This is a genomic window from Haloarchaeobius marinus (assembly GCF_051207415.1).
In the GTDB taxonomy this organism is placed as follows: Archaea; Halobacteriota; Halobacteria; order Halobacteriales; family Natrialbaceae; genus Haloarchaeobius.
In genome coordinates this window covers 45,266-61,962 of the sequence record NZ_JBPKGD010000008.1, presented here as the reverse complement: position 1 = coordinate 61,962, position 16,697 = coordinate 45,266, and the positions used below count along the sequence as shown (strand labels likewise).

General features: G+C 68.3%; 18 protein-coding genes. 5 read left to right on the top strand and 13 right to left on the bottom strand.

Annotated features, from left to right (window positions below):
• The first annotated feature begins 33 nt into the window (after window positions 1-33).
• Together ACSC1W_RS20265 and ACSC1W_RS20260 are read left to right on the top strand one after the other, a co-directional pair.
• The gene (locus ACSC1W_RS20265; RefSeq protein WP_435349631.1) at window positions 34-1,035 is read left to right on the top strand and encodes a 5-methyltetrahydropteroyltriglutamate--homocysteine methyltransferase; all 1,002 of its coding nucleotides are present in this window, start codon (window positions 34-36) and stop codon (window positions 1,033-1,035) included.
• On the top strand, window positions 1,032-2,108 hold the full coding sequence (locus ACSC1W_RS20260) for a methionine synthase (protein WP_435349630.1): 1,077 nt from the start codon (window positions 1,032-1,034) through the stop codon (window positions 2,106-2,108). Before ACSC1W_RS20265 ends, ACSC1W_RS20260 begins: the two co-directional genes overlap by 4 nt.
• 12 nt (window positions 2,109-2,120) lie before the next feature.
• On the opposite strand, the gene ACSC1W_RS20255 is transcribed toward ACSC1W_RS20260, so the two are convergent.
• The 7 genes from ACSC1W_RS20255 to rpl7ae all read right to left on the bottom strand — a co-directional run bounded on the left by ACSC1W_RS20255 (window position 2,121) and on the right by rpl7ae (window position 7,153).
• A complete protein-coding gene (locus ACSC1W_RS20255) occupies window positions 2,121-2,948 on the bottom strand; it encodes a class I SAM-dependent methyltransferase (protein WP_435349628.1) in 828 nt (275 codons plus the stop codon).
• Between the two features lie 98 nt (window positions 2,949-3,046).
• Window positions 3,047-3,385: a hypothetical protein gene (locus ACSC1W_RS20250; protein WP_435349627.1), complete on the bottom strand. Its 339-nt coding sequence runs from the start codon at window positions 3,383-3,385 to the stop codon at window positions 3,047-3,049.
• Window positions 3,382-5,778: a penicillin acylase family protein gene (locus tag ACSC1W_RS20245; protein WP_435349626.1), complete on the bottom strand. Its 2,397-nt coding sequence runs from the start codon at window positions 5,776-5,778 to the stop codon at window positions 3,382-3,384. Before ACSC1W_RS20245 ends, ACSC1W_RS20250 begins: the two co-directional genes overlap by 4 nt.
• Before the next feature lie 111 nt (window positions 5,779-5,889).
• The gene (gene ndk, locus ACSC1W_RS20240) at window positions 5,890-6,354 is read right to left on the bottom strand and encodes a nucleoside-diphosphate kinase (RefSeq protein ID WP_435349625.1); all 465 of its coding nucleotides are present in this window, start codon (window positions 6,352-6,354) and stop codon (window positions 5,890-5,892) included.
• Entirely contained in the window at window positions 6,351-6,560 is a 210-nt protein-coding gene (locus ACSC1W_RS20235; RefSeq protein ID WP_435349624.1) for a 50S ribosomal protein L24e, read from the bottom strand. Before ACSC1W_RS20235 ends, ndk begins: the two co-directional genes overlap by 4 nt.
• Window positions 6,560-6,784 carry a 30S ribosomal protein S28e gene (locus ACSC1W_RS20230; protein WP_089731743.1) on the bottom strand — a complete coding sequence of 75 codons (225 nt, stop codon included), beginning with the start codon at window positions 6,782-6,784 and terminating at the stop codon, window positions 6,560-6,562. Before ACSC1W_RS20230 ends, ACSC1W_RS20235 begins: the two co-directional genes overlap by 1 nt.
• 9 nt (window positions 6,785-6,793) lie before the next feature.
• Entirely contained in the window at window positions 6,794-7,153 is a 360-nt protein-coding gene (gene rpl7ae / locus ACSC1W_RS20225) for a 50S ribosomal protein L7Ae (RefSeq protein ID WP_435349621.1), read from the bottom strand.
• Between the two features lie 378 nt (window positions 7,154-7,531).
• Here rpl7ae and tmcA point away from each other — a divergent pair, with 378 nt between their 5' ends.
• Together tmcA and ACSC1W_RS20215 are read left to right on the top strand one after the other, a co-directional pair.
• On the top strand, window positions 7,532-9,790 hold the full coding sequence (tmcA, locus tag ACSC1W_RS20220; RefSeq protein WP_435349620.1) for a tRNA(Met) cytidine acetyltransferase TmcA: 2,259 nt from the start codon (window positions 7,532-7,534) through the stop codon (window positions 9,788-9,790).
• 43 nt (window positions 9,791-9,833) lie between these two features.
• Window positions 9,834-9,995 carry a DUF8014 family protein gene (locus ACSC1W_RS20215; protein WP_435349618.1) on the top strand — a complete coding sequence of 54 codons (162 nt, stop codon included), beginning with the start codon at window positions 9,834-9,836 and terminating at the stop codon, window positions 9,993-9,995.
• Between the two features lie 142 nt (window positions 9,996-10,137).
• Here ACSC1W_RS20215 and ACSC1W_RS20210 read toward each other — a convergent pair whose 3' ends face one another.
• The 6 genes from ACSC1W_RS20210 to ACSC1W_RS20185 form a co-directional block, all read right to left on the bottom strand.
• On the bottom strand, window positions 10,138-10,872 hold the full coding sequence (locus tag ACSC1W_RS20210) for a GNAT family N-acetyltransferase (RefSeq protein ID WP_435349616.1): 735 nt from the start codon (window positions 10,870-10,872) through the stop codon (window positions 10,138-10,140).
• Window positions 10,873-11,078: 206 nt separating this feature from the next.
• A complete protein-coding gene (locus ACSC1W_RS20205; protein ID WP_435349614.1) occupies window positions 11,079-11,435 on the bottom strand; it encodes a DUF8055 family protein in 357 nt (118 codons plus the stop codon).
• Complete coding sequence (locus ACSC1W_RS20200; RefSeq protein ID WP_435349613.1) at window positions 11,432-13,099, bottom strand: FAD-dependent monooxygenase; 1,668 nt, start codon at window positions 13,097-13,099, stop codon at window positions 11,432-11,434. Before ACSC1W_RS20200 ends, ACSC1W_RS20205 begins: the two co-directional genes overlap by 4 nt.
• Window positions 13,092-14,768: an electron transfer flavoprotein subunit alpha/FixB family protein gene (locus ACSC1W_RS20195; RefSeq protein WP_435349611.1), complete on the bottom strand. Its 1,677-nt coding sequence runs from the start codon at window positions 14,766-14,768 to the stop codon at window positions 13,092-13,094. Before ACSC1W_RS20195 ends, ACSC1W_RS20200 begins: the two co-directional genes overlap by 8 nt.
• Before the next feature lies 1 nt (window position 14,769).
• On the bottom strand, window positions 14,770-15,624 hold the full coding sequence (locus ACSC1W_RS20190) for an electron transfer flavoprotein subunit beta/FixA family protein (RefSeq protein WP_435349610.1): 855 nt from the start codon (window positions 15,622-15,624) through the stop codon (window positions 14,770-14,772).
• Between the two features lie 6 nt (window positions 15,625-15,630).
• Window positions 15,631-15,960 (bottom strand): 4Fe-4S dicluster domain-containing protein, encoded by a 330-nt coding sequence (locus ACSC1W_RS20185; protein ID WP_435349609.1) that lies wholly within the window; start codon window positions 15,958-15,960, stop codon window positions 15,631-15,633.
• Between the two features lie 226 nt (window positions 15,961-16,186).
• Here ACSC1W_RS20185 and ACSC1W_RS20180 point away from each other — a divergent pair, with 226 nt between their 5' ends.
• Window positions 16,187-16,687, top strand: a complete 501-nt coding sequence (locus ACSC1W_RS20180; protein WP_435349607.1) for a DUF456 domain-containing protein — start codon at window positions 16,187-16,189, stop codon at window positions 16,685-16,687.
• The last annotated feature ends 10 nt before the right edge of the window (window positions 16,688-16,697 follow it).

The window sequence follows — 16,697 nt, the reverse complement described above, 5'->3', positions numbered from 1 at the left end:
TATTAAACAGTCGCATAGCCAAGCCAGGGGTACATGACAGAACTCCTCGCGACGACACCCGGACTGTTCCCCCTCCCGGACTGGGCGAAGTCGGAACTCTCCGACCTCAAAGGACACCAGAAGCACGACCTCGTCTCCGGCGACGACGACCCGGAGGTAGCCGAGGCGTACGACAGGGCACGGGCGGAGGTCGTCGAAGCGCAGCAGGACGCCGGACTCGACCGCGTGGTCGAGGGACAGGTCCGGTGGGACGACATGCTCGCCCATCCGCTGGCGGTTCACGACTCGGTCGATACCCGCGGCATCGTCCGGTACTACGACAACAACAACTTCTACCGCGAACCGGTCGTCCAGGACGAACTCGACTTCGACGGCGACGTCGCCGCCGAACTCGAGGCGGCCGCCGACCTGACCGACGACCTGCAGGCCGTCCTCCCGGGGCCGTACTCCCTCGCCGACCTCGCGACCGACGAGTACTACGGCGACGAGACTGCGTTCCTCCACGCGGTCGCCGAGTTCCTCGCGGGCGAGGCCGACGCCTTCCCCGACGTGGAGACGCTGTTCCTCCTCGAACCCTCGCTCGTCGAGAACTCGCCGGCCGACGGCCTGGACGCCGAACTCCCGGAGGCCATCGACACGGTCGCGAGCACCGTCGACGCCGACGTGGTCGTCCAGCCGTACTGGGGCGCACTCGACGAGACGGTTCACGCCTACCTGCTCGACGCGGACGTCGACGCCGTCGGTTACGACTTCGTCTCCGACCACGAGCAGAACATCTACAACCTGCAGGAGTACGGGACGAAAGACGACATCTCGCTCGGTCTGCTCGACGGGCAGAACACGCTCGTCGAGGAACCCGAGGCGGTCCATGACCGCGTCGACTGGGTGTTCGACAACCTGCCGGTCGCGGAGTTCGACACCGCCTACGTGACGACCAACACGGAGACGTTCTACCTGCCGTACGGCAAGTTCGAGGCGAAACTACAGGCGACCGCCGATGCCGTCGCCCTCGCGGACTCGGAGGTGAAAGCATGAGCAACGTGAACAAAGACCAGTTCAGACCCGACGACCACCCGAACGACCACTTCATCCTGACGACCGTCGTCGGGAGCTACCCCAAGCCGAAGTGGCTGAACCGCGCGAAGGACCTGTACGAGGACGAGACGGCCGACTTCGACGAGGAGAACTGGCAGGAGGCCACCGACGACGCCTCCCGCCTCATCACCGACGAGCACGAGCGCGCCGGCCTCGACGTCGTCGTCGACGGCGAGATGCGCCGCAACGAGATGGTCGAGTTCTTCGCCCACCGTATCGAGGGCTACGAGTTCAACGGCCCCGTCAAGGTGTGGGGACACAACTACTTCGACAAGCCGAGCGTCGTCAGCGAGGTGGAGTACGACGAGTCCTGGCTGGTCGACGAGTACGAGTTCACCGCCAGCGTGGCCGAGAAACCGGTCAAGGTCCCGATTACCGGTCCGTACACGCTCGCCAACTGGTCGTTCAACGAGGCCTACGAGGACGAGGAGGCCCTCGCCTACGACCTCGCGGACCTCGTCAACGAGGAGATAGAGAAACTGGTCGACGCCGGCGCCCGGTACATCCAGATCGACGAACCGGCACTGGCGACGACGCCGGACGACCACGCCATCGTCGGCGAGTGTCTCGAACGCATCGCCACGGGCATCCCCGACGACGTCCGCCTCGGCCTGCACGTCTGCTACGGCGACTACTCCCGCATCTACCCCGAGATACTGGAGTACCCCGTCCACGAGTTCGACCTCGAACTCGCCAACGGCGACTACGAGCAGCTCGACGTCTTCATCGAGGACGAGTTCACGAAGGACCTCGCCCTCGGCGTCGTCGACGCCCACGTCGCCGAGGTGGAGTCGGTCGAGGAGATAAAGGAGAACGTCCGGAAGGGGCTCGAGGTCGTCCCGCCGGGGCGCCTCGTCGTCTCGCCCGACTGCGGGCTGAAACTGCTCCCGCGCGAGGTCGCCTTCCAGAAGATGGCGAACCTCGTCGAGGCGACCCGCCAGGTCGAGGCCGAACTCGACGCGGGCGAGATAGAGGTCCCCGCGTCGCCGTCGCGGTCGCCGGCGGACGACTGACGCGACCCCCGCCTACGCCCGTTTCTGCGCCCGCAACGAGACCGTCAGCGGTAGCTCGACCGGGACGTCCTCGGGAAGCCACCATCGTCCGTCGTCGCCTTCCTCCATACCGTCGTACAGTTCGAAGTCCGCCCACGGGAACTCGTGGAGGAACTCGATGTCGAGGTCACGGGACGCGAGCGCCGACACCGCCTCGCCCAGCGTGTGCTGGTACTCGTACTGCTCGGTGTGTTCGAACTCGGCGTCCGGGTCGGCGTAGCTCCCGCCGACGTCGAAGCGCATCGGTTCCTCGCGGAAGTAGGAGAAGCTCCACCCCCCGAAGGACGCGCCGTCGGCGTCGACGTGGGTGAAACAGCCTGCGACCGGGTGGACGTCGGCGAAGTAGAAGGTCCCGCCGGGCCGGAGGTGCCGGGCGACGGTGTCGGCCCACGCCTCGACGTCTTCGAGCCAGCCGAGGACGCCGAACGTGTTGAAGACCACGTCGAACTGCCGGCCGAGGTCAACGTCGAGGACGTTGCCCTCGACGAACTCCGCCCGGTCGTCCAGTCCCGCCGTCTCGGCCAGGTCGGTCGCCTTCTCGACCGCCGCCGGGGAGAAGTCCACGCCGACGACCGACCGGCAGGTCCGCGCCCACGACAGCGTGTCCAGCCCGAAGTGACACATGAGGTGGAGCAACTCTGTCTCCTCGTCGACCACGTCCGCGAGTTCGTCGCGTTCGAGCGCGTAGAGACTCGACGCTCCGTCGAGGAACCCGTCCACGTCGTAGTAGTCGGTCCCGGGGTGGACGGCCACGCGCTCGTCCCAGTTCCGACGGTTCGCCTCGGTCCGGTCGTCGTCCATGTAGACGGCCCCGCCCCGGACGGGCAAGTATCTTCAGGAGGCGTGCGGGCTGGTGGCACGGGGTCGTCCCTTCGACGTCCCGACCCGGCCGGGTGGACTCACACGAGTCCGCGGACCAGGGCGCCGAACGCCGGCAGTGCGAGTCCGATGCCGACCGGGAGTGCCGCGACGACGCCCATCTCGGCGACGGACGAGACTGACCCGGTGAGGGTCAGGGGGACGAGGAAGGCGACGAGGGAGACGAGGACGCCGACGCCGACGCCGGCGGCGAGACCCCGGGCGACCGACCGCTGTGGGAGCGCGACCAGTGCACCCGCGACGAGCAACCCGCTCCAGTGGACCAGCGAGAGGCCGACGCCGGCCAGGACGGCCACGGCGGTGAGGGCCCACCGGTCGCGGTCGTCCGACCGAACGTCGTCGAGGCGGTCGACCGTCATCCGCCTCCCTCCTCGAACCGCAGGTCGACGCCGTCTGGTACCGTCCGCGAGAGCGGTTTGTACTCGCCCGACGCCCACATCCGTAACTGGTCGTCGTAGTGGTCGGAGAAGTAGTCGCCGGAGTTGCCGCCTGGCAGGACCGCACTGGACTCGCCATCGAACGTGGCGACCATCCGCCAGCTCGCGCCGGTCGACGCCTCGGCGTGGAAGTTCCGGACGGTGCCAGGCGACCCCGCCGTCCGCAGGTTCGGGTAGTTCAGGAACGACTGGTCGAAGGGGTGGGTGAACCGGACGGTGTTCCAGTCGCCGTAGTCCTCCCACCCCTCGTCGAGTATCTCCTGCTCGGCCTGGCCCATGGCCGACGTCGCGTGTCCGACGGGAATCCCACCCTCGTCGGTCAGGTCCCCGTTCACCGAGCGCGTGCCGAGGACCCAGTCGTTCGGCTTGGGGAAGTCATCGGGGAGGCCGGCCTCGGAGAATCGCCGGTCGAACACCGACTCGCGGTACGCCCGGAGCCAGCGCTCGAACACGAGGGGCGCGACCGCGTCGGGGTCCATCCGGCCGTCCCAGTCCAGCAACACCTGGTAGGGGTCGTAGTAGAGGTCACCGGTCCGGGTGTCGTCTGCCCCCCGCGCTGTCTCGACCACCGGCCGGAACAGTGGCCACCGCGGGTCGTACGTATCGAGTTGCAGGTCACGCGCGAACGCCGGGTCTATCGGCCGGTCGCTCTCGACGCGGTCGTCCAGCAGGTCGTAGATCCGTGCGCCCCGGAACGGTGGCGCGTACCCCTCCGACAGGTAGTGCTGGGGGTCGTCGGTGAGGCGCTGGTTCGCCGTCGCGAGGTAGTCGGGGTTCTCGACGCCCGGTTTCTCCTCGAACGGGACGAAGCCGTCCCACGAGGAGGCCCCGAAGGGCTCGTACCCGTCGCCCCACTCGCCCTCGCGGGCCGACCCGTCGAAGATTCGCGTCCCGTGGACCGGGTCGCCGTCGGTCGTCCGGACCGGAATCTGACCGGTGACCCGGTAGTAGGTGTTGCCGTCGCGGTCGGCGTAGACGAAGTTCTGCGTCGGTTCGTCGAAGAGCCGTATCGCCTCCTTCACGTCCGCGAGCCCGTCTGCACGGGTGAGTCTGTGGACCGACTCGACGGTCCGGGTCCCCGAGAGGCCGGTCCAGGCGACGCCGAGTTCGTCGGCGGCCTGCAACTCGCCGCCGTCGGGGAACTGCGAGAGGACCGCCCCGTGGACCGACCGCTTGACCTCGACGGCCACGTCCTCGCCGTCGGCGACGGCGACGGTCTCGGTACGGCTGTCGAACCGACGGGTCTCGTCGCCGTAGCGGTAGCCGCCGTCGCCCGTCGTCTCGTAGGTGTAGAAGTCGATGACGTCGGCGCCGGCGTTGGTGAACCCCCACGCTCCGGCGTGGTTCTGCCCGATGATGACGAACGGGACGCCCGGGAAGCAGACGCCACGGACGTCGAGGGCGTCGGCGACGACGTGCTGTTCGTACCAGACCGGCGGGACGGTCAGGTTCAGGTGCGGGTCGTTCGCCACGATGGGGTCGCCGGAGGCCGTGTGCTCGCCGGAGACCACCCAGGAGTTCGACCCGATGCCCGGGCCCGTCTCGAACTCGCCGAGCCACGAGACCATGCGGGGGTCGGGCGCCGGACCGCCGACGTCGGGCGACGACGTCGACGACTCTCCGCCCCTGACGATGGGCGTCTCGTGGTCCATGAGCCGGGGGTACAGCGTCTCGGTTTCGTCCGTGCCCAGTCGCTCGGCGGCGAGCGCGGTCCGGAGCGTCCGGAACGACCCGGTCAGGCCCCAGGATATCTGCTTCGAGATGACGAGCGACGCCTGTGGCGTCCACGCCTCGGGTTCGAACGAGAGCAGTCGGTACTCCAGCGGCGTCTCCTCCCGCTTCCGGGCGTGCTCGACGCCGTCGACGTACGCCTCGACGACGGCTCCCGTCTCTGTGTCCCGGTTCCGCTCCCGCGTCGCGTCGGCGGCACCGGCGAAGTCGAGCTGGCGGTGGAACACGTCCGAGTCGACCGCCACGTCGCCGACGACGGCCGAGAGCCGCCCCTCCATGAGTCGCCGGTAGAGGTCCATCTGGAACAGGCGGTCCGCGCCGTGGCAGTACCCGACCGCGAAGTATGCGGCCAGTTCGTCGTCGGCCACGACGTGGGGAACGTGGTGGTCGTCGTAGCTCACCGTCGCCGGACCGTAGGGGCTGTCGACCGTCCCGCCCACGCCCGGGTCCGCCGCACCCCAGACGGACCCCGACCCGGGTGCGAACCGGTCGAGGTAGCTCCGGGCCTCCGTGAGCGTCATCCCTCCGACGCCCGCGCCGAGGACGGCAGTGAGGACCGCCCGTCTCGTAGTCTCTCTCTTCACGGTTCCTACACGACGACGGAGAGGGGTAAAGTTCGTTCGCCCGGCCCGTACGCCCGAACCGAGCAATCGCTGTGGGGGACTGAACGACGACGAGAAGCGTCGAGGGCGGGACTACTCGTAGATCCAGCCGGCGTCGACCTTCTCGTAGTCGACGAGTTCGTCCTCGTCGAAGAACAGCGATATCTCGCGTTCGTTCGACCCGGGGTCCTCGTGGTCGGAGCCGTGGATGACGTTCCGACCGAGGTCCAGACCGAAGTCGCCCCGGATGGTGCCGGGGTCGGAGTCGGCCGGGTCGGTCTCGCCCATCATGTGGCGGGCCTGGCGGACGGCGTCGTCGCCCTCCCAGACCATCGCCATGACGGGACCGGACGTGATGAAGTCGACGAGGCCATCGAAGAAGGGTTTGCCCTCGTGTTCACCGTAGTGCTCGTGTGCGAGGTCCTGGTCTATCTGCATGAACTTCGCACCGACGAGCTTGAGTCCGCGGTCCTCGAACCGGGAGATAATCTCGCCGATGAGGCCGCGCTGGACGCCGTCGGGCTTGACCATGAGGAAGGTGCGTTCGCGCTCGCTCATTCCTCGTCACCCTCCGCCTCGGCGACCTCGTTGCGGCCGCCCGCTTCGGTCCACTCGAGGTCGCGCGGTTCGCGACCGAGTGCGGCGTTCTTCTCGCACTTCGCGGAACAGTAGTGGACGGTCGTCCCGTCCGTGTGGACGAACATCGTACCCGTCCCGGGTTCTATGTCGTCGCCACAGTACTCACACTCGCGCGTGGTAACCATTATTGTCCTCCGATGGAGTCGGCCTCGCGAGCGGTCTCCCGCAGCTGCAGGATGTCGCCCTCGCGGACCGGACCGAGGCAGTTTCGTGTGATGATTCGACCCTGGTTCTCTCCCTCGCGGATGCGGCACTTGACCTGCATGGCTTCGCCGTGCATGCCGGTCTTGCCGACTATCTCGATGACTTCCGCGGGGGTCGCGCCGTCTTCGGACTCTTCGGCACTCATGGATTACCTCTACAGGTCCTCGAGCTTGCCGGCGATGTCCTCGACCTGGTCCGAGGCCTCTCCGGCGTCGACGATGGACGCGGCGGCGCTGCCGACTTCGAGGCCGGCCGCGTGGCCGACGTCGTCCTGGGTCTCGATGAAGACGACCGGGATACCCTTCTCGTCCGCCAGTTCGGGGAGGTGCATGACGATCTCCTCGGGCGTGACGTCCTCTGCGACGTAGACCAGTTCGGCGTTGCCGCGCTCGACGGACTTCGTCGTCTCGTTCGTTCCTTTCTTTACGCTACCTGTGTCTCGTGCGACCTCGAGGGCCTCGAGGGCGTCCTCTTGGAGGTCGGCTGGGATGTCTTTGGTTACGTAGACTGGCATGGTTGTTCACCTCTCCTACGCGTGGGCTCGCACTCCCCTGCCGTCGCGGGTGGTCCCGCATGACCGTCGGCTGGGTCGAGGACGGTCGGATTCCTGTGGGGCTAGGAGCATCATCAACCCCGCGTAGGGTGTATCACGTTGATAACTCGGCCCACCTTATAAGGGTGTTCAAACCGTCGGCTCCGTGCGAGACCGACTCATAGGCGTTTTCGACCGGGTACGTTCCGTTCGGTTACCAGGAGGAGATACTCGAATCGGCGATGTTGTCGAACGAATCCCGGGACGCGTCCTCGCCGATGGCGGGCGACCCGTCCGGGTTCAGCGTCCACTCGACCCGGGACCGAAACGCCCCTGTCCCTCCGGGACGCACGCCGTGGTATGTACGCAGTCGACGCGGCCCGGGCACTCCTCACCGAGGCGCGGTCGGTGAACGAGCGCCGACTGCTCGTGCTCACCGGCGAGCGCGAGCGCTGTTACGACGCGGTGCGTGCGGTCCTCGACGCGGTCCCGGTGGCGGTCACCGACACGGCGCTGGTGAGCGAGCGCGACCTGCTCTCGTGCCAGCAGGTGCCGCCGAACCGGGCGTCGACGCTGCTCGGGACGACGCAGTCGTGCGTCGTCTACGACGCACACGACACGCTTCGCCCGAACGCGCTGGGGCAGGTGGTCGGCGCAGTCGACGGCGGCGGCCTGCTGGTCCTGCTCGCGCCGTCGCTCTCGGACTGGCCGGACCTGCCCGACGACTTCGACGCCGGACTGGCCGTTCCGCCGTTCGGCGTCGAGGACGTCGGCGGCCGGTTCCGCCGGCGCTTCGTCGAGACGCTCCGGGCGCACCCCGGAGTCGGTATCGTGGACGTGGACGACGACGCGGTCCGTGACGAAGGACTCACGCACCCGGCCCCGCGGGTCGCCCGAGAGGAGGGACTCGCGTTCCCGACCGACCACGCCTTCCCGCGCGCGGCGTACGAGGCGTGCCTGACGACCGACCAGGTCGAGGCGGTCCACGACTTCGAGTTCCTCCGGCGGGACGACGGGACCGCGACCCCCCGTGCCCTCGTCCTGGAGGCCGACCGGGGGCGCGGGAAGTCCAGTGCGGCGGGACTGGCCGCCGGTGCGTTCGCCGCCGACGGGCAGGACGTCCTCGTCACCGCGCCACAGTACCGGAGCGCAGCGGAGGCGTTCGAGCGCGCGCGGGAACTGCTCGCGACGCTGGGCGTGGCCGGCGACCATCCCGACGAGGAGACGGACCTCGTCTCGACGACCGGCGGGTCGGTGCGGTTCGAACCGCCGCGGGAGGCCGCGGCGACGGCCGGCGACCCCGACGTGCTGGTCGTCGACGAGGCGGCAGCCCTGTCGGTGCGCCTGCTCGACGCGACGCTCGACGCCGACCGGGTCGCCTACGCCTCGACAGTCCACGGCTACGAGGGTGCTGGCCGTGGGTTCTCGGTCCGGTTCCGGGACCACCTCGACGAGAGCGACCACGACGTGCGCGAAACCCGACTGGCGGAGCCGATCCGGTACGCGGGCGGCGACCCGGTCGAGGTCTGGTCGTTCCACGCACTCGGACTGGACGCGAACCCGCCGGTGCCCGAACTGGTCGCCGAGGCGACCACCGACTCGGTCTCCTACGAACGGCTCACCCCGGACGACCTCCTCGCGGACCCGACGCTGCTCCGGGAGACCTTCGGCCTGCTCGTGCTCGCACACTACCAGACCCAGCCCGACGACCTCGCGCGCCTGCTCGACGCCCCCAACCTCACCGTCCGGGCGCTGTCCCACGGGGGCCACGTCGTAAGCGTCGCCCTGCTCGCCCGGGAGGGGGACCTGTCGGACGGGACAGCCGCAGAGTTGTACGAGGGTGGCCGCATCCGGGGCAACATGATTCCCGACGTGCTGGTGAGCCAGGTCCGCGACGAGGGGGCCGCCGCCCCGGTCGGCCAGCGCGTCGTCCGCATCGCCACGCATCACGCCGCCCGGTCGCAGGGGCTCGGGTCGCACCTCCTCTCCGAGGTCCGCGATGAGTTCGCCGACGAGATGGACTGGCTCGGCGTCGCCTACGGTGCCACGCCCGACCTGCTTCGGTTCTGGCGACGGAACGACTACGCCGTGGTCCACTACTCGACCACCCGGAACGACGTCAGCGGCGAGTACTCGGTCGTGATGCTCGACCCCTGCTCGCCGGCGGGCGAGGCGCTGGCCGACCGCCACGGCGACTGGTTCGCACGGCGCGTCGGCGGCCAGTTGACCGACTCGCTCGCCGACGCCGACCCCGACGAGATACGGGCCGCGCTGACCGCCTGCGACGGCGACGTCTCGCTCTCGCTCGACGAGCACGAGTGGCGGATGGTCGCCGGGGCGGCCTACGGCACGGGCCTGTTCGACGTGGACCCGACGCCCTTCCGCGACCTGCTGACCAAGCACCTCGTCGACCCGGACCACGACGTGTCCCTGACCGCCCGGGAGGAGCGCCTGCTCGTCGAACGCGTCCTGCAGGGCCGACCGTGGCCGGCCGTCGCCGAGGACTGCAGCTTCCACTCCGCCGGCCAGTGCATGCGCGCCCTCGGCGACGCGTTCGTCCCGCTGGTCGACGCCTACGGCGGGGACGTCGCCGCCGAGGAGCGCGAGCGTCACGGCTGACCGGACGGGGTACCTTCGTTACCCTCCGCCCGAAACGGGGCGTATGGAGTGTGCCGAACCCGACTGCGACCGCGAGGCCGCGGTCCTGCTCGACGTGCCGTGGGACGAGAACCGCGAGGTGTGCACCGCCCACGCTCGTGCGCTGGTCCAGCAGGACGGCGTGGTGGCGATTCCCCTGGAGGGCAGGGAGGACGAGTGGCCGTGACGTTCGTCCTGGCCGCCGACCCGCCGACGTAATACTGCCCCGACACCAGGACCCTCGGTGCGTCCGGGCTGGAGCAGGTACTCGGCGGCATCGAGAAATGCTGGGGTGACTGCGCGTCCCGTTCGCCCGTCCAGTCCTCGACTCAGACCGTCACGGCCATCATCACTTCGTCCACGTACTCGCCGCCGATACGGTAGTGGTCCTTCCGGACCGCCTCGGTCTCCCAGCCGTGTCGTTCGAGGAACTCGATGGCGCCCTCGTTGGTCGCCGGGACGGAGTTGTATATCTTCTCGTAGCCGTTCGAGGCGGCCCAGCTGATGCCGCGCTCCAGCAGGTGCGAGCCGATGTCGTGACGGCGGTACTCCGCGAGGACGCCGACGGTCAACTCGGCGGTGTGGGCCAGTTTCTCGAGTTCGGGAGCGCGGATGTGGACCCAGCCGACCACCTCGTCGCCGATGGTGGCGACGAAGAACATGCGCGACTCCAGTTCGTTGTGCCGGAGCAGTACCTCCTCGTGGTCGAGGACGTCCGCGACCGACTCGGCGACGATGTAGTCCCCGCCGCTGGCGACGGCCCGGATGGCCCCGACCAGTCCGGTCAGGTCCTCCTGCCGGGCCTGCCGGATGACGAAGTCCAGGTCGTCGGAGGAGTGCTCCTCGGCGGCCGCCTCGTCCTCGAACGCCACCTTCAACTCGCCGTCGGTGTCGGTCAGGTAGCCGTCGCGCTTGAGGATGGCGACGTGGTGTCGGACCGCCCGCGGGTCGAGGTTCAGCGTCCGGTGGAGCGACGACCGGTCGACCGTGCCGTGGCTCTCTACGTACTCGTAGATCCGCTCTCGGTCCTCGTGTTCGAAGCTCAGTTTGTCCGTGAGTTTCATGGTGGACGTTATCACGCATCCTGCCGTAATGATTGTTTGGGACCACCGGACCGTCGTGCGAATCCCCTCAGCAGGGTACCGCCGAACTGAGCAACGGTCGAAGCCGCCATCTCCAGCACGTCTCGACAGCATCGACGTGCAGCGATGGCTGGTCACGAATCTCCGGACGGGTCAGACGGCGAAGAAGGTGAGTCCGGCGACGACCGTCAGTGCCGGGGCGGGACCGTCGTCAGCAACTGTGCCACGTCGCGGGCGTTGTGCGTCTCGACCAGCACCTCGGCGGCCGTGTGCAGTGCGAACGAGCACTCCATCTCGACGCCGTAGCACCGCGCGTACAGCTCCAGCCAGTCGTTGAGGACGCCTTCGAGTCGGTCGCGCTCCGCCGACGGCAGGTCCGGGCCGCCGGTCCGGCAGTCCGCGTAGAGGACGACCGCCGGCCCGACGCCCTCCCGGACGTACTCCATCGCGCGTTCGTCCGGGTCCTCGGGGGGGTCGAACGATCGCCGTTCGCGTTCGACCCGTCGTTCGAACTCGTCGATACGGTCACCGACGGGAGCCGTCATCCCTGACGGTACTCGACACCCTTGCCGCCGCGGGGGTGCTCCCACTCGGTGTCGGCGACGATGGCGCAGGTGCCACACTCCACGCAGGGTTGCGTGTCGAGGCTCACCACGCGCTCCTCCCCGCCGTTGGTCTTGACCGTCTCGGAGCGATAGCAGCCGCCGCCGAAGTCCTCGGCACTGACCGGACAGGCCGTGACTGCCGTCCCGCTGGCCGCGTAGGAGTTGTCACGCAGGCGGATGTGCGGGTTACCGATGTCCGTGTCGTAGGTCAGGTCGCCGATGCGGTCCTCCAGGGACGGTGGTTCGACGCTGCTCTCGCCCTCGACCGGGACGCCCTGCTCCTCGGCCAGCAGGGTCGGTATCGTCACGTACGCGGGCCGGATGTCGGGCAGCATCGACAGCATCGTCGGCGAGTTGAACGCGCGCGAGACCAGCGATTCGCCGACGCCCGTCCGGAGGACCGCCCGTCCGAGGAACGAACTGGCGAGCGTCTCCGTCACGCCGGCGACAGCCGAACTTTCGGTGACCGAACTCGTCACCTCGTAGCTGCTGGGTCGGAGTTTGGCCATCACGCCCTCCTCCTTCAGCAGGGACGCGTAGCGCTGCCCCGCCGTCTTGTCGGAGCGCCCGCGGGACGTGACGTACGCGTCGGCCGCCAGCGCGCCGGCGGTCACCGCGTGGTTCATCCCCTTGATGATGGGACCCTGGGCCTGCATCTGACCGGCGGCGTCGCCGACGAGCAGCAGGCGGTCGCGGTGAGGTTCTTTCAGCGCCACCTTCTTCGAGTCGGGGACGAGTTTCGCCGAGTACTCCAGTTCCTCGTACTCGTCGCCGATCCACTCCGAGAGGTGCGGGTGGGTCAACAGCGCGTTCAGCAGTTCGTGGGGTTCGGCGCGCTCGGCGGCAAGGCTGTCGAGGTGGAACACCGTCCCGATGGAGAGGGTGTCCTGGTTCGTGTACATGAACCCGCCGCCCCGGACGTCCTGGAACAGGTCGCCCGAGAACAGGCGTGCGGCACCCTCGCCCTCGCCGACGTCGAACCGCTCCTGGATGGCCCCGTCGGGCATGTCGACGACGGCCTTGACGCCCTGGAACCACTCCTCGGGGTCCTCCCAGTCCATCAGTCCGGCCGCCCGGGCGAGTTCGGAGTTGACCCCGTCTGCGCCGATGACCACGTCGGCCTCGATGTCGTCGAGTTCGTCGCAGGTGACGCCGATTATCTCGCCGTCCTCGCGGAGCAGGCCGTTGACGCGCACGTCGGTCAGCAAGCCACCGCCGTGCTCCCGGCACTTCTCGTGGACCCGCTCTGCCAGCCACGAGTCCATCTTCCGCCGGAGCACCGCGTCACACCACTTCGTGTCGTTCTCGTGGAGCGGCGTGAGGTCGTACGTCTTCACCGCGTTCCCCGCGATGTTGTCCATCTGGTAGTCGGTGATGGGACGCTCGGTCGCTTCCTCGCGGAAGTCGGGGAACAGGTCGTCGATGCGGTAGGGTGCGGAGTTCTCTGCGTAGATGAGTCCGCCAGAGACGTTCTTCGACCCGGCCTCGACGCCGCGTTCGAGGACGAGCGTCTCGACGCCGTGGTCGGCGAGTCGGGCCGCCGCCGCCGCACCGCCCGGGCCGGCACCGACGACGACCGCCTCGTAGTGCTCGCGGTCAGTCATCGTCACCACCCCCGGCGGTCGCGGCCTCCGCAACGGCGTCCGAGGCGTCGCCGCTCTTGACCGCCTCGATGAGTCTGGGAAGCACCTCGAACAGGTCTCCCTCGATGAAGTAGTCCGAGAAGTCCCTGATGCGTGCGTCCGGGTCGGTGTTTATCGAGACGATGACGTCGGACTCGTCCATGCCGACCTTGTGCTGGACGGCACCGGAGATGCCGGCCGCGATGTACAGTTTCGGCGCGACGACCTGTCCGGTCTCGCCGATCTGGCGTTCCTCGGCCGTGTAGGGTTCGACGTGGCCCTCGAACTGGTACGACCCGGTGACGATGCCACGGGTGACGCCGACGTCGGCGTCCTCGAAGCAGTCGGCGAGGTCCATCCCGAGTTCCATGCCGCGGGTCGGGTCGCCCCCGATGCCCCGGCCCATGGCGACGATGACCTCGTTGTCCGTGAGGTCGACGCCCTCGTCGAGCACGTCGTACTCGGTCACCGAGACGCGGAACCAGTCGCCGGAGATGTTCCCGTCCCACTCGACGAGTTCGCCCTCGCGGTCGGGGTCCGGGTCCGGCACGTCGAAACTCCCGGGGATGACCGACCCACCCTGTGGGTGGAAGTCCCGGTTCGGGTTGTCGATGCAGAGGATGGTCGAGTACTCGAACCCGGAGAAGTCCGGACGTTTCATGTGCAGGATGCGCTCGAACGTCTTCGTCGTGCCCGGTTCGCCGGTCTTGACGGGGTTCGATATCTCGGCGTCCTCGATGTAGAGGCCGGAACAGTCCGACGCCAGCCCCGAGTCGAGTTCGGCCTGGACCTGCGCCGAGAGGTCGCGACCGTTGTTCGTCGCAGGGAACAGGACGTATCGCGGTTCGTCGTAGTCGCGCCAGTCGGCCGGGTCGGGGTTGCCCTCGCCGGGGTCGCCGCCCCACCGGGCCATGTCGCAGAATATCTCCGTGTACGGCTTGTGGCGGAATCGCGACAGCTCCTCGTCCTCGGCGTACACGACGACGTCCGCGCCGAGGGAGATGCACTCGTCGGCGTGGCGCTCCACGTCGTCACCGATGAGGACGGCGACGACCCGCTCCTCGGACCCGTAGTCGTCGGCGTAGTCGTCCATCAGTTCTCGCGCCTTCCCGAGCATCTCCCGGGAGACGTCCAGCAGTTCGCCCTGCTGGGTCTCGCAGTACACCCACGTGTCCTCGTAGGTGCCGTCCTCGATGGCCCGGACGTGGCGCTTGTCCGCCGTCGGGTGGTCGAGTTCGGGGTGGCGCTCCTCCGGCGACAGCGCCTCCTCCTGTTCACCCTCGTCTTCCGCCTCGGACTCGCTGAGGTCGTCGATGCGCTTCTGGATGAGTCGCTTCGCACTGTCGCGGTTCTCGGCGGCCTCCTCGGCTTCGAGCATGGCTTCGAGGTCCTCGACCTCCTCCAGGTCGCGGACCGCGTTGCCGATGTCCGCGACGCTCATGTCGGCGGGGTCGAGTTCGCCCTCCTCGTCGTCCGTCTCGTCCTCGGAGAACTTGTCGATGCGACTCTCGATGAGCGTGACCGCGCCGGTGCGGTCCTCGCCCTCCTTCTCCGCCTGCAGTATCTCCTGCAGTTCGTCGACGTCCTCGATGTCCTTGAGTGCCGGTCCGAGTTCAGCGATCGTGTACTCGCCTGGGTCAATACTCGCCATCTCAGTCACCTGCCGCGAGGGGCGTCATCTCTTCGAGAATCGATTCCATCCCCTGTTCGTCGTCGGGGTCGACCATCGTCGCCTCGCGTTCGGCGGGCGCCTTCGGGATGGGGTCCACCGACGAGACGATGGTGGGGGACCCGTCGAGTCCGACGTAGTCAGGGTCGAGGTTCAGTTCCTCGTGGTTCCACGTCGTGAGGTGGTCCTCGTAGTTCTCCGCGCGTTCGCGCGTCTCCTCCCTGAGGTCCTTGTGCCGGAGGCGGTGTTCCGCCCGCCGGTACGTCGGTTCGAACTCGGGGTCGGTCACGACGAAACACGGGAGTTCCGTCTCGACCGTCTCTATCTCGTTCACGTCGCCCTCTACCAGGCGCTTCGCCCGGACGGTCCCCTCGTCGGGGTCCATGTCGAGCGAGATGACGTGGGTCAGGACCGGCCACTCGAGTCCCCAGCACGTCTGGGGACCCGTGTGACCCGTCTCGCCGTCGGCCGTCTTGAACCCCGCGAACACGAGGTCCGGCGTCCTGTCTCTGTGTTCGAGCGCCGTGGTGAGCGTGATGGCCGTCGCCCAGGTGTCCGCGGCAGCGAACTCGCGGTCGGACACCAGCACGAGGTCGTCGGCGTAGACGTCGCGCATCCCCTCCTCGAGGATGTTGTCGTAGCCGGGCGGCCCCATGCTGCACAGCGTCACGTTGCCGCCGTGGCGCACCTTCGTCTGGAGTGCCGCCTCCAGCGCGAACTTGTCGTTCGGGTTCATCACCGTCGGGGTCTTCCCGCGTTCGAGGTGGCCGTCCTCGTCGAACGACACCTGGCCCTCTCGGAAGTCGGGAACCCCCTTCGTAAGCACTGCGACCTCCATCGCTATCTACGCTCGCCCCTGTCGTCCTGCGTCCACGTCGATGGCGTCGACCGGACAGACGTCGACACAGAGCATGCAGTCGATACACTGGGCCTCGTTCGCGGGGTCGGCCTTGATCTCGGATTCGGGGTGGCCGGGGGTGTCGACCCACTCGAACACGTCGACGGGGCAGTCCTCAAGGCAGGCCCCGTCGGCGAGGCAGATGTCGAAGTCCACCGCGACGTGGGTGCCGTGGATGCCGAGTTGCTCTGGCTCCTCGACTGGACCCCACACGTCGTGTCCGTTGTGTTCGTCGACGACTTCCCGGTTCTCCTCGAAGTTCGGGTCGATGGGCATTGTCAGCTAGGGTCAAAGGCGTCCCGGGTCTTAAATGTACGTTCGTGAACCTCGTTACTGCGGCGGGTTTTGCCGTCGCTTCGTCGGCGTCGTCACCGGATACCGGCCCGCTACTCGCCACATGGTGTGTTCTGGCCGCCCATCGCCGCCCTCTCTGGCGATTGTGCGTCACCGGGTGACACACTCGCTCGGAAAGACACATGCCCGGCAACCGAGTATGGACGGTATGGACATCGCCTCCCTGGTGACGGGCGCCGACGTCGCGTTGCTCGTCGCCGTCGCGTTGCTCGTCGCGGGCGTCGTCGGCAGCGCCATCCCCTCCGTGCCCGGGCCGCTGGTGTCGATGCTCGGCGTCGGCGTCTACTGGTACGCCGGCGACGGACTCGGCACCGTCGCCGCCGTCGCGTTGCTACTCGTCGGCGCGACCGCCGTCGCCGCCGACTTCCTCGCGGACGTCGTCTCGGCGAAAGCCGGCGGTGCGTCGTGGGGGACCACGTTGCTCGCGGGCGTCGTCGGCCTCGTCCTCGCGTTCGTCGCCGGACCGGTCGGCATCATCGTCGGCGTCGCCGGCACGGTCTTCGCCGTCGAACTCTACCAGAAGGAGGACCACGAACACGCCGCCCGCGTGGCCGCGTTCACCACCGTCGGCATCCTCGCGAGCATCGTCGTCCAGGTACTGCTGACCCTGTCGATGCTCGTCGGGTTCGGCCTGGCACTCGCGGTCTGAACCGGCGTCC

Coding starts and splice junctions, on each gene's coding strand:
- rpl7ae (WP_435349621.1), bottom strand. CDS start 7,153: ATGCCAGTCTACGTAACCAAAGACATCCCAGCCGACCTCCAAGAGGAC.
- ACSC1W_RS20185 (WP_435349609.1), bottom strand. CDS start 15,960: ATGCCCATCGACCCGAACTTCGAGGAGAACCGGGAAGTCGTCGACGAA.
- tmcA (WP_435349620.1), top strand. CDS start 7,532: ATGTACGCAGTCGACGCGGCCCGGGCACTCCTCACCGAGGCGCGGTCG.
- ACSC1W_RS20190 (WP_435349610.1), bottom strand. CDS start 15,624: ATGGAGGTCGCAGTGCTTACGAAGGGGGTTCCCGACTTCCGAGAGGGC.
- ACSC1W_RS20255 (WP_435349628.1), bottom strand. CDS start 2,948: ATGGACGACGACCGGACCGAGGCGAACCGTCGGAACTGGGACGAGCGC.
- ACSC1W_RS20200 (WP_435349613.1), bottom strand. CDS start 13,099: ATGACTGACCGCGAGCACTACGAGGCGGTCGTCGTCGGTGCCGGCCCG.
- ndk (WP_435349625.1), bottom strand. CDS start 6,354: ATGAGCGAGCGCGAACGCACCTTCCTCATGGTCAAGCCCGACGGCGTC.
- ACSC1W_RS20260 (WP_435349630.1), top strand. CDS start 1,032: ATGAGCAACGTGAACAAAGACCAGTTCAGACCCGACGACCACCCGAAC.
- ACSC1W_RS20195 (WP_435349611.1), bottom strand. CDS start 14,768: ATGGCGAGTATTGACCCAGGCGAGTACACGATCGCTGAACTCGGACCG.
- ACSC1W_RS20230 (WP_089731743.1), bottom strand. CDS start 6,784: ATGAGTGCCGAAGAGTCCGAAGACGGCGCGACCCCCGCGGAAGTCATC.
- ACSC1W_RS20215 (WP_435349618.1), top strand. CDS start 9,834: ATGGAGTGTGCCGAACCCGACTGCGACCGCGAGGCCGCGGTCCTGCTC.
- ACSC1W_RS20250 (WP_435349627.1), bottom strand. CDS start 3,385: ATGACGGTCGACCGCCTCGACGACGTTCGGTCGGACGACCGCGACCGG.
- ACSC1W_RS20265 (WP_435349631.1), top strand. CDS start 34: ATGACAGAACTCCTCGCGACGACACCCGGACTGTTCCCCCTCCCGGAC.
- ACSC1W_RS20210 (WP_435349616.1), bottom strand. CDS start 10,872: ATGAAACTCACGGACAAACTGAGCTTCGAACACGAGGACCGAGAGCGG.
- ACSC1W_RS20235 (WP_435349624.1), bottom strand. CDS start 6,560: ATGGTTACCACGCGCGAGTGTGAGTACTGTGGCGACGACATAGAACCC.
- ACSC1W_RS20205 (WP_435349614.1), bottom strand. CDS start 11,435: ATGACGGCTCCCGTCGGTGACCGTATCGACGAGTTCGAACGACGGGTC.
- ACSC1W_RS20180 (WP_435349607.1), top strand. CDS start 16,187: ATGGACATCGCCTCCCTGGTGACGGGCGCCGACGTCGCGTTGCTCGTC.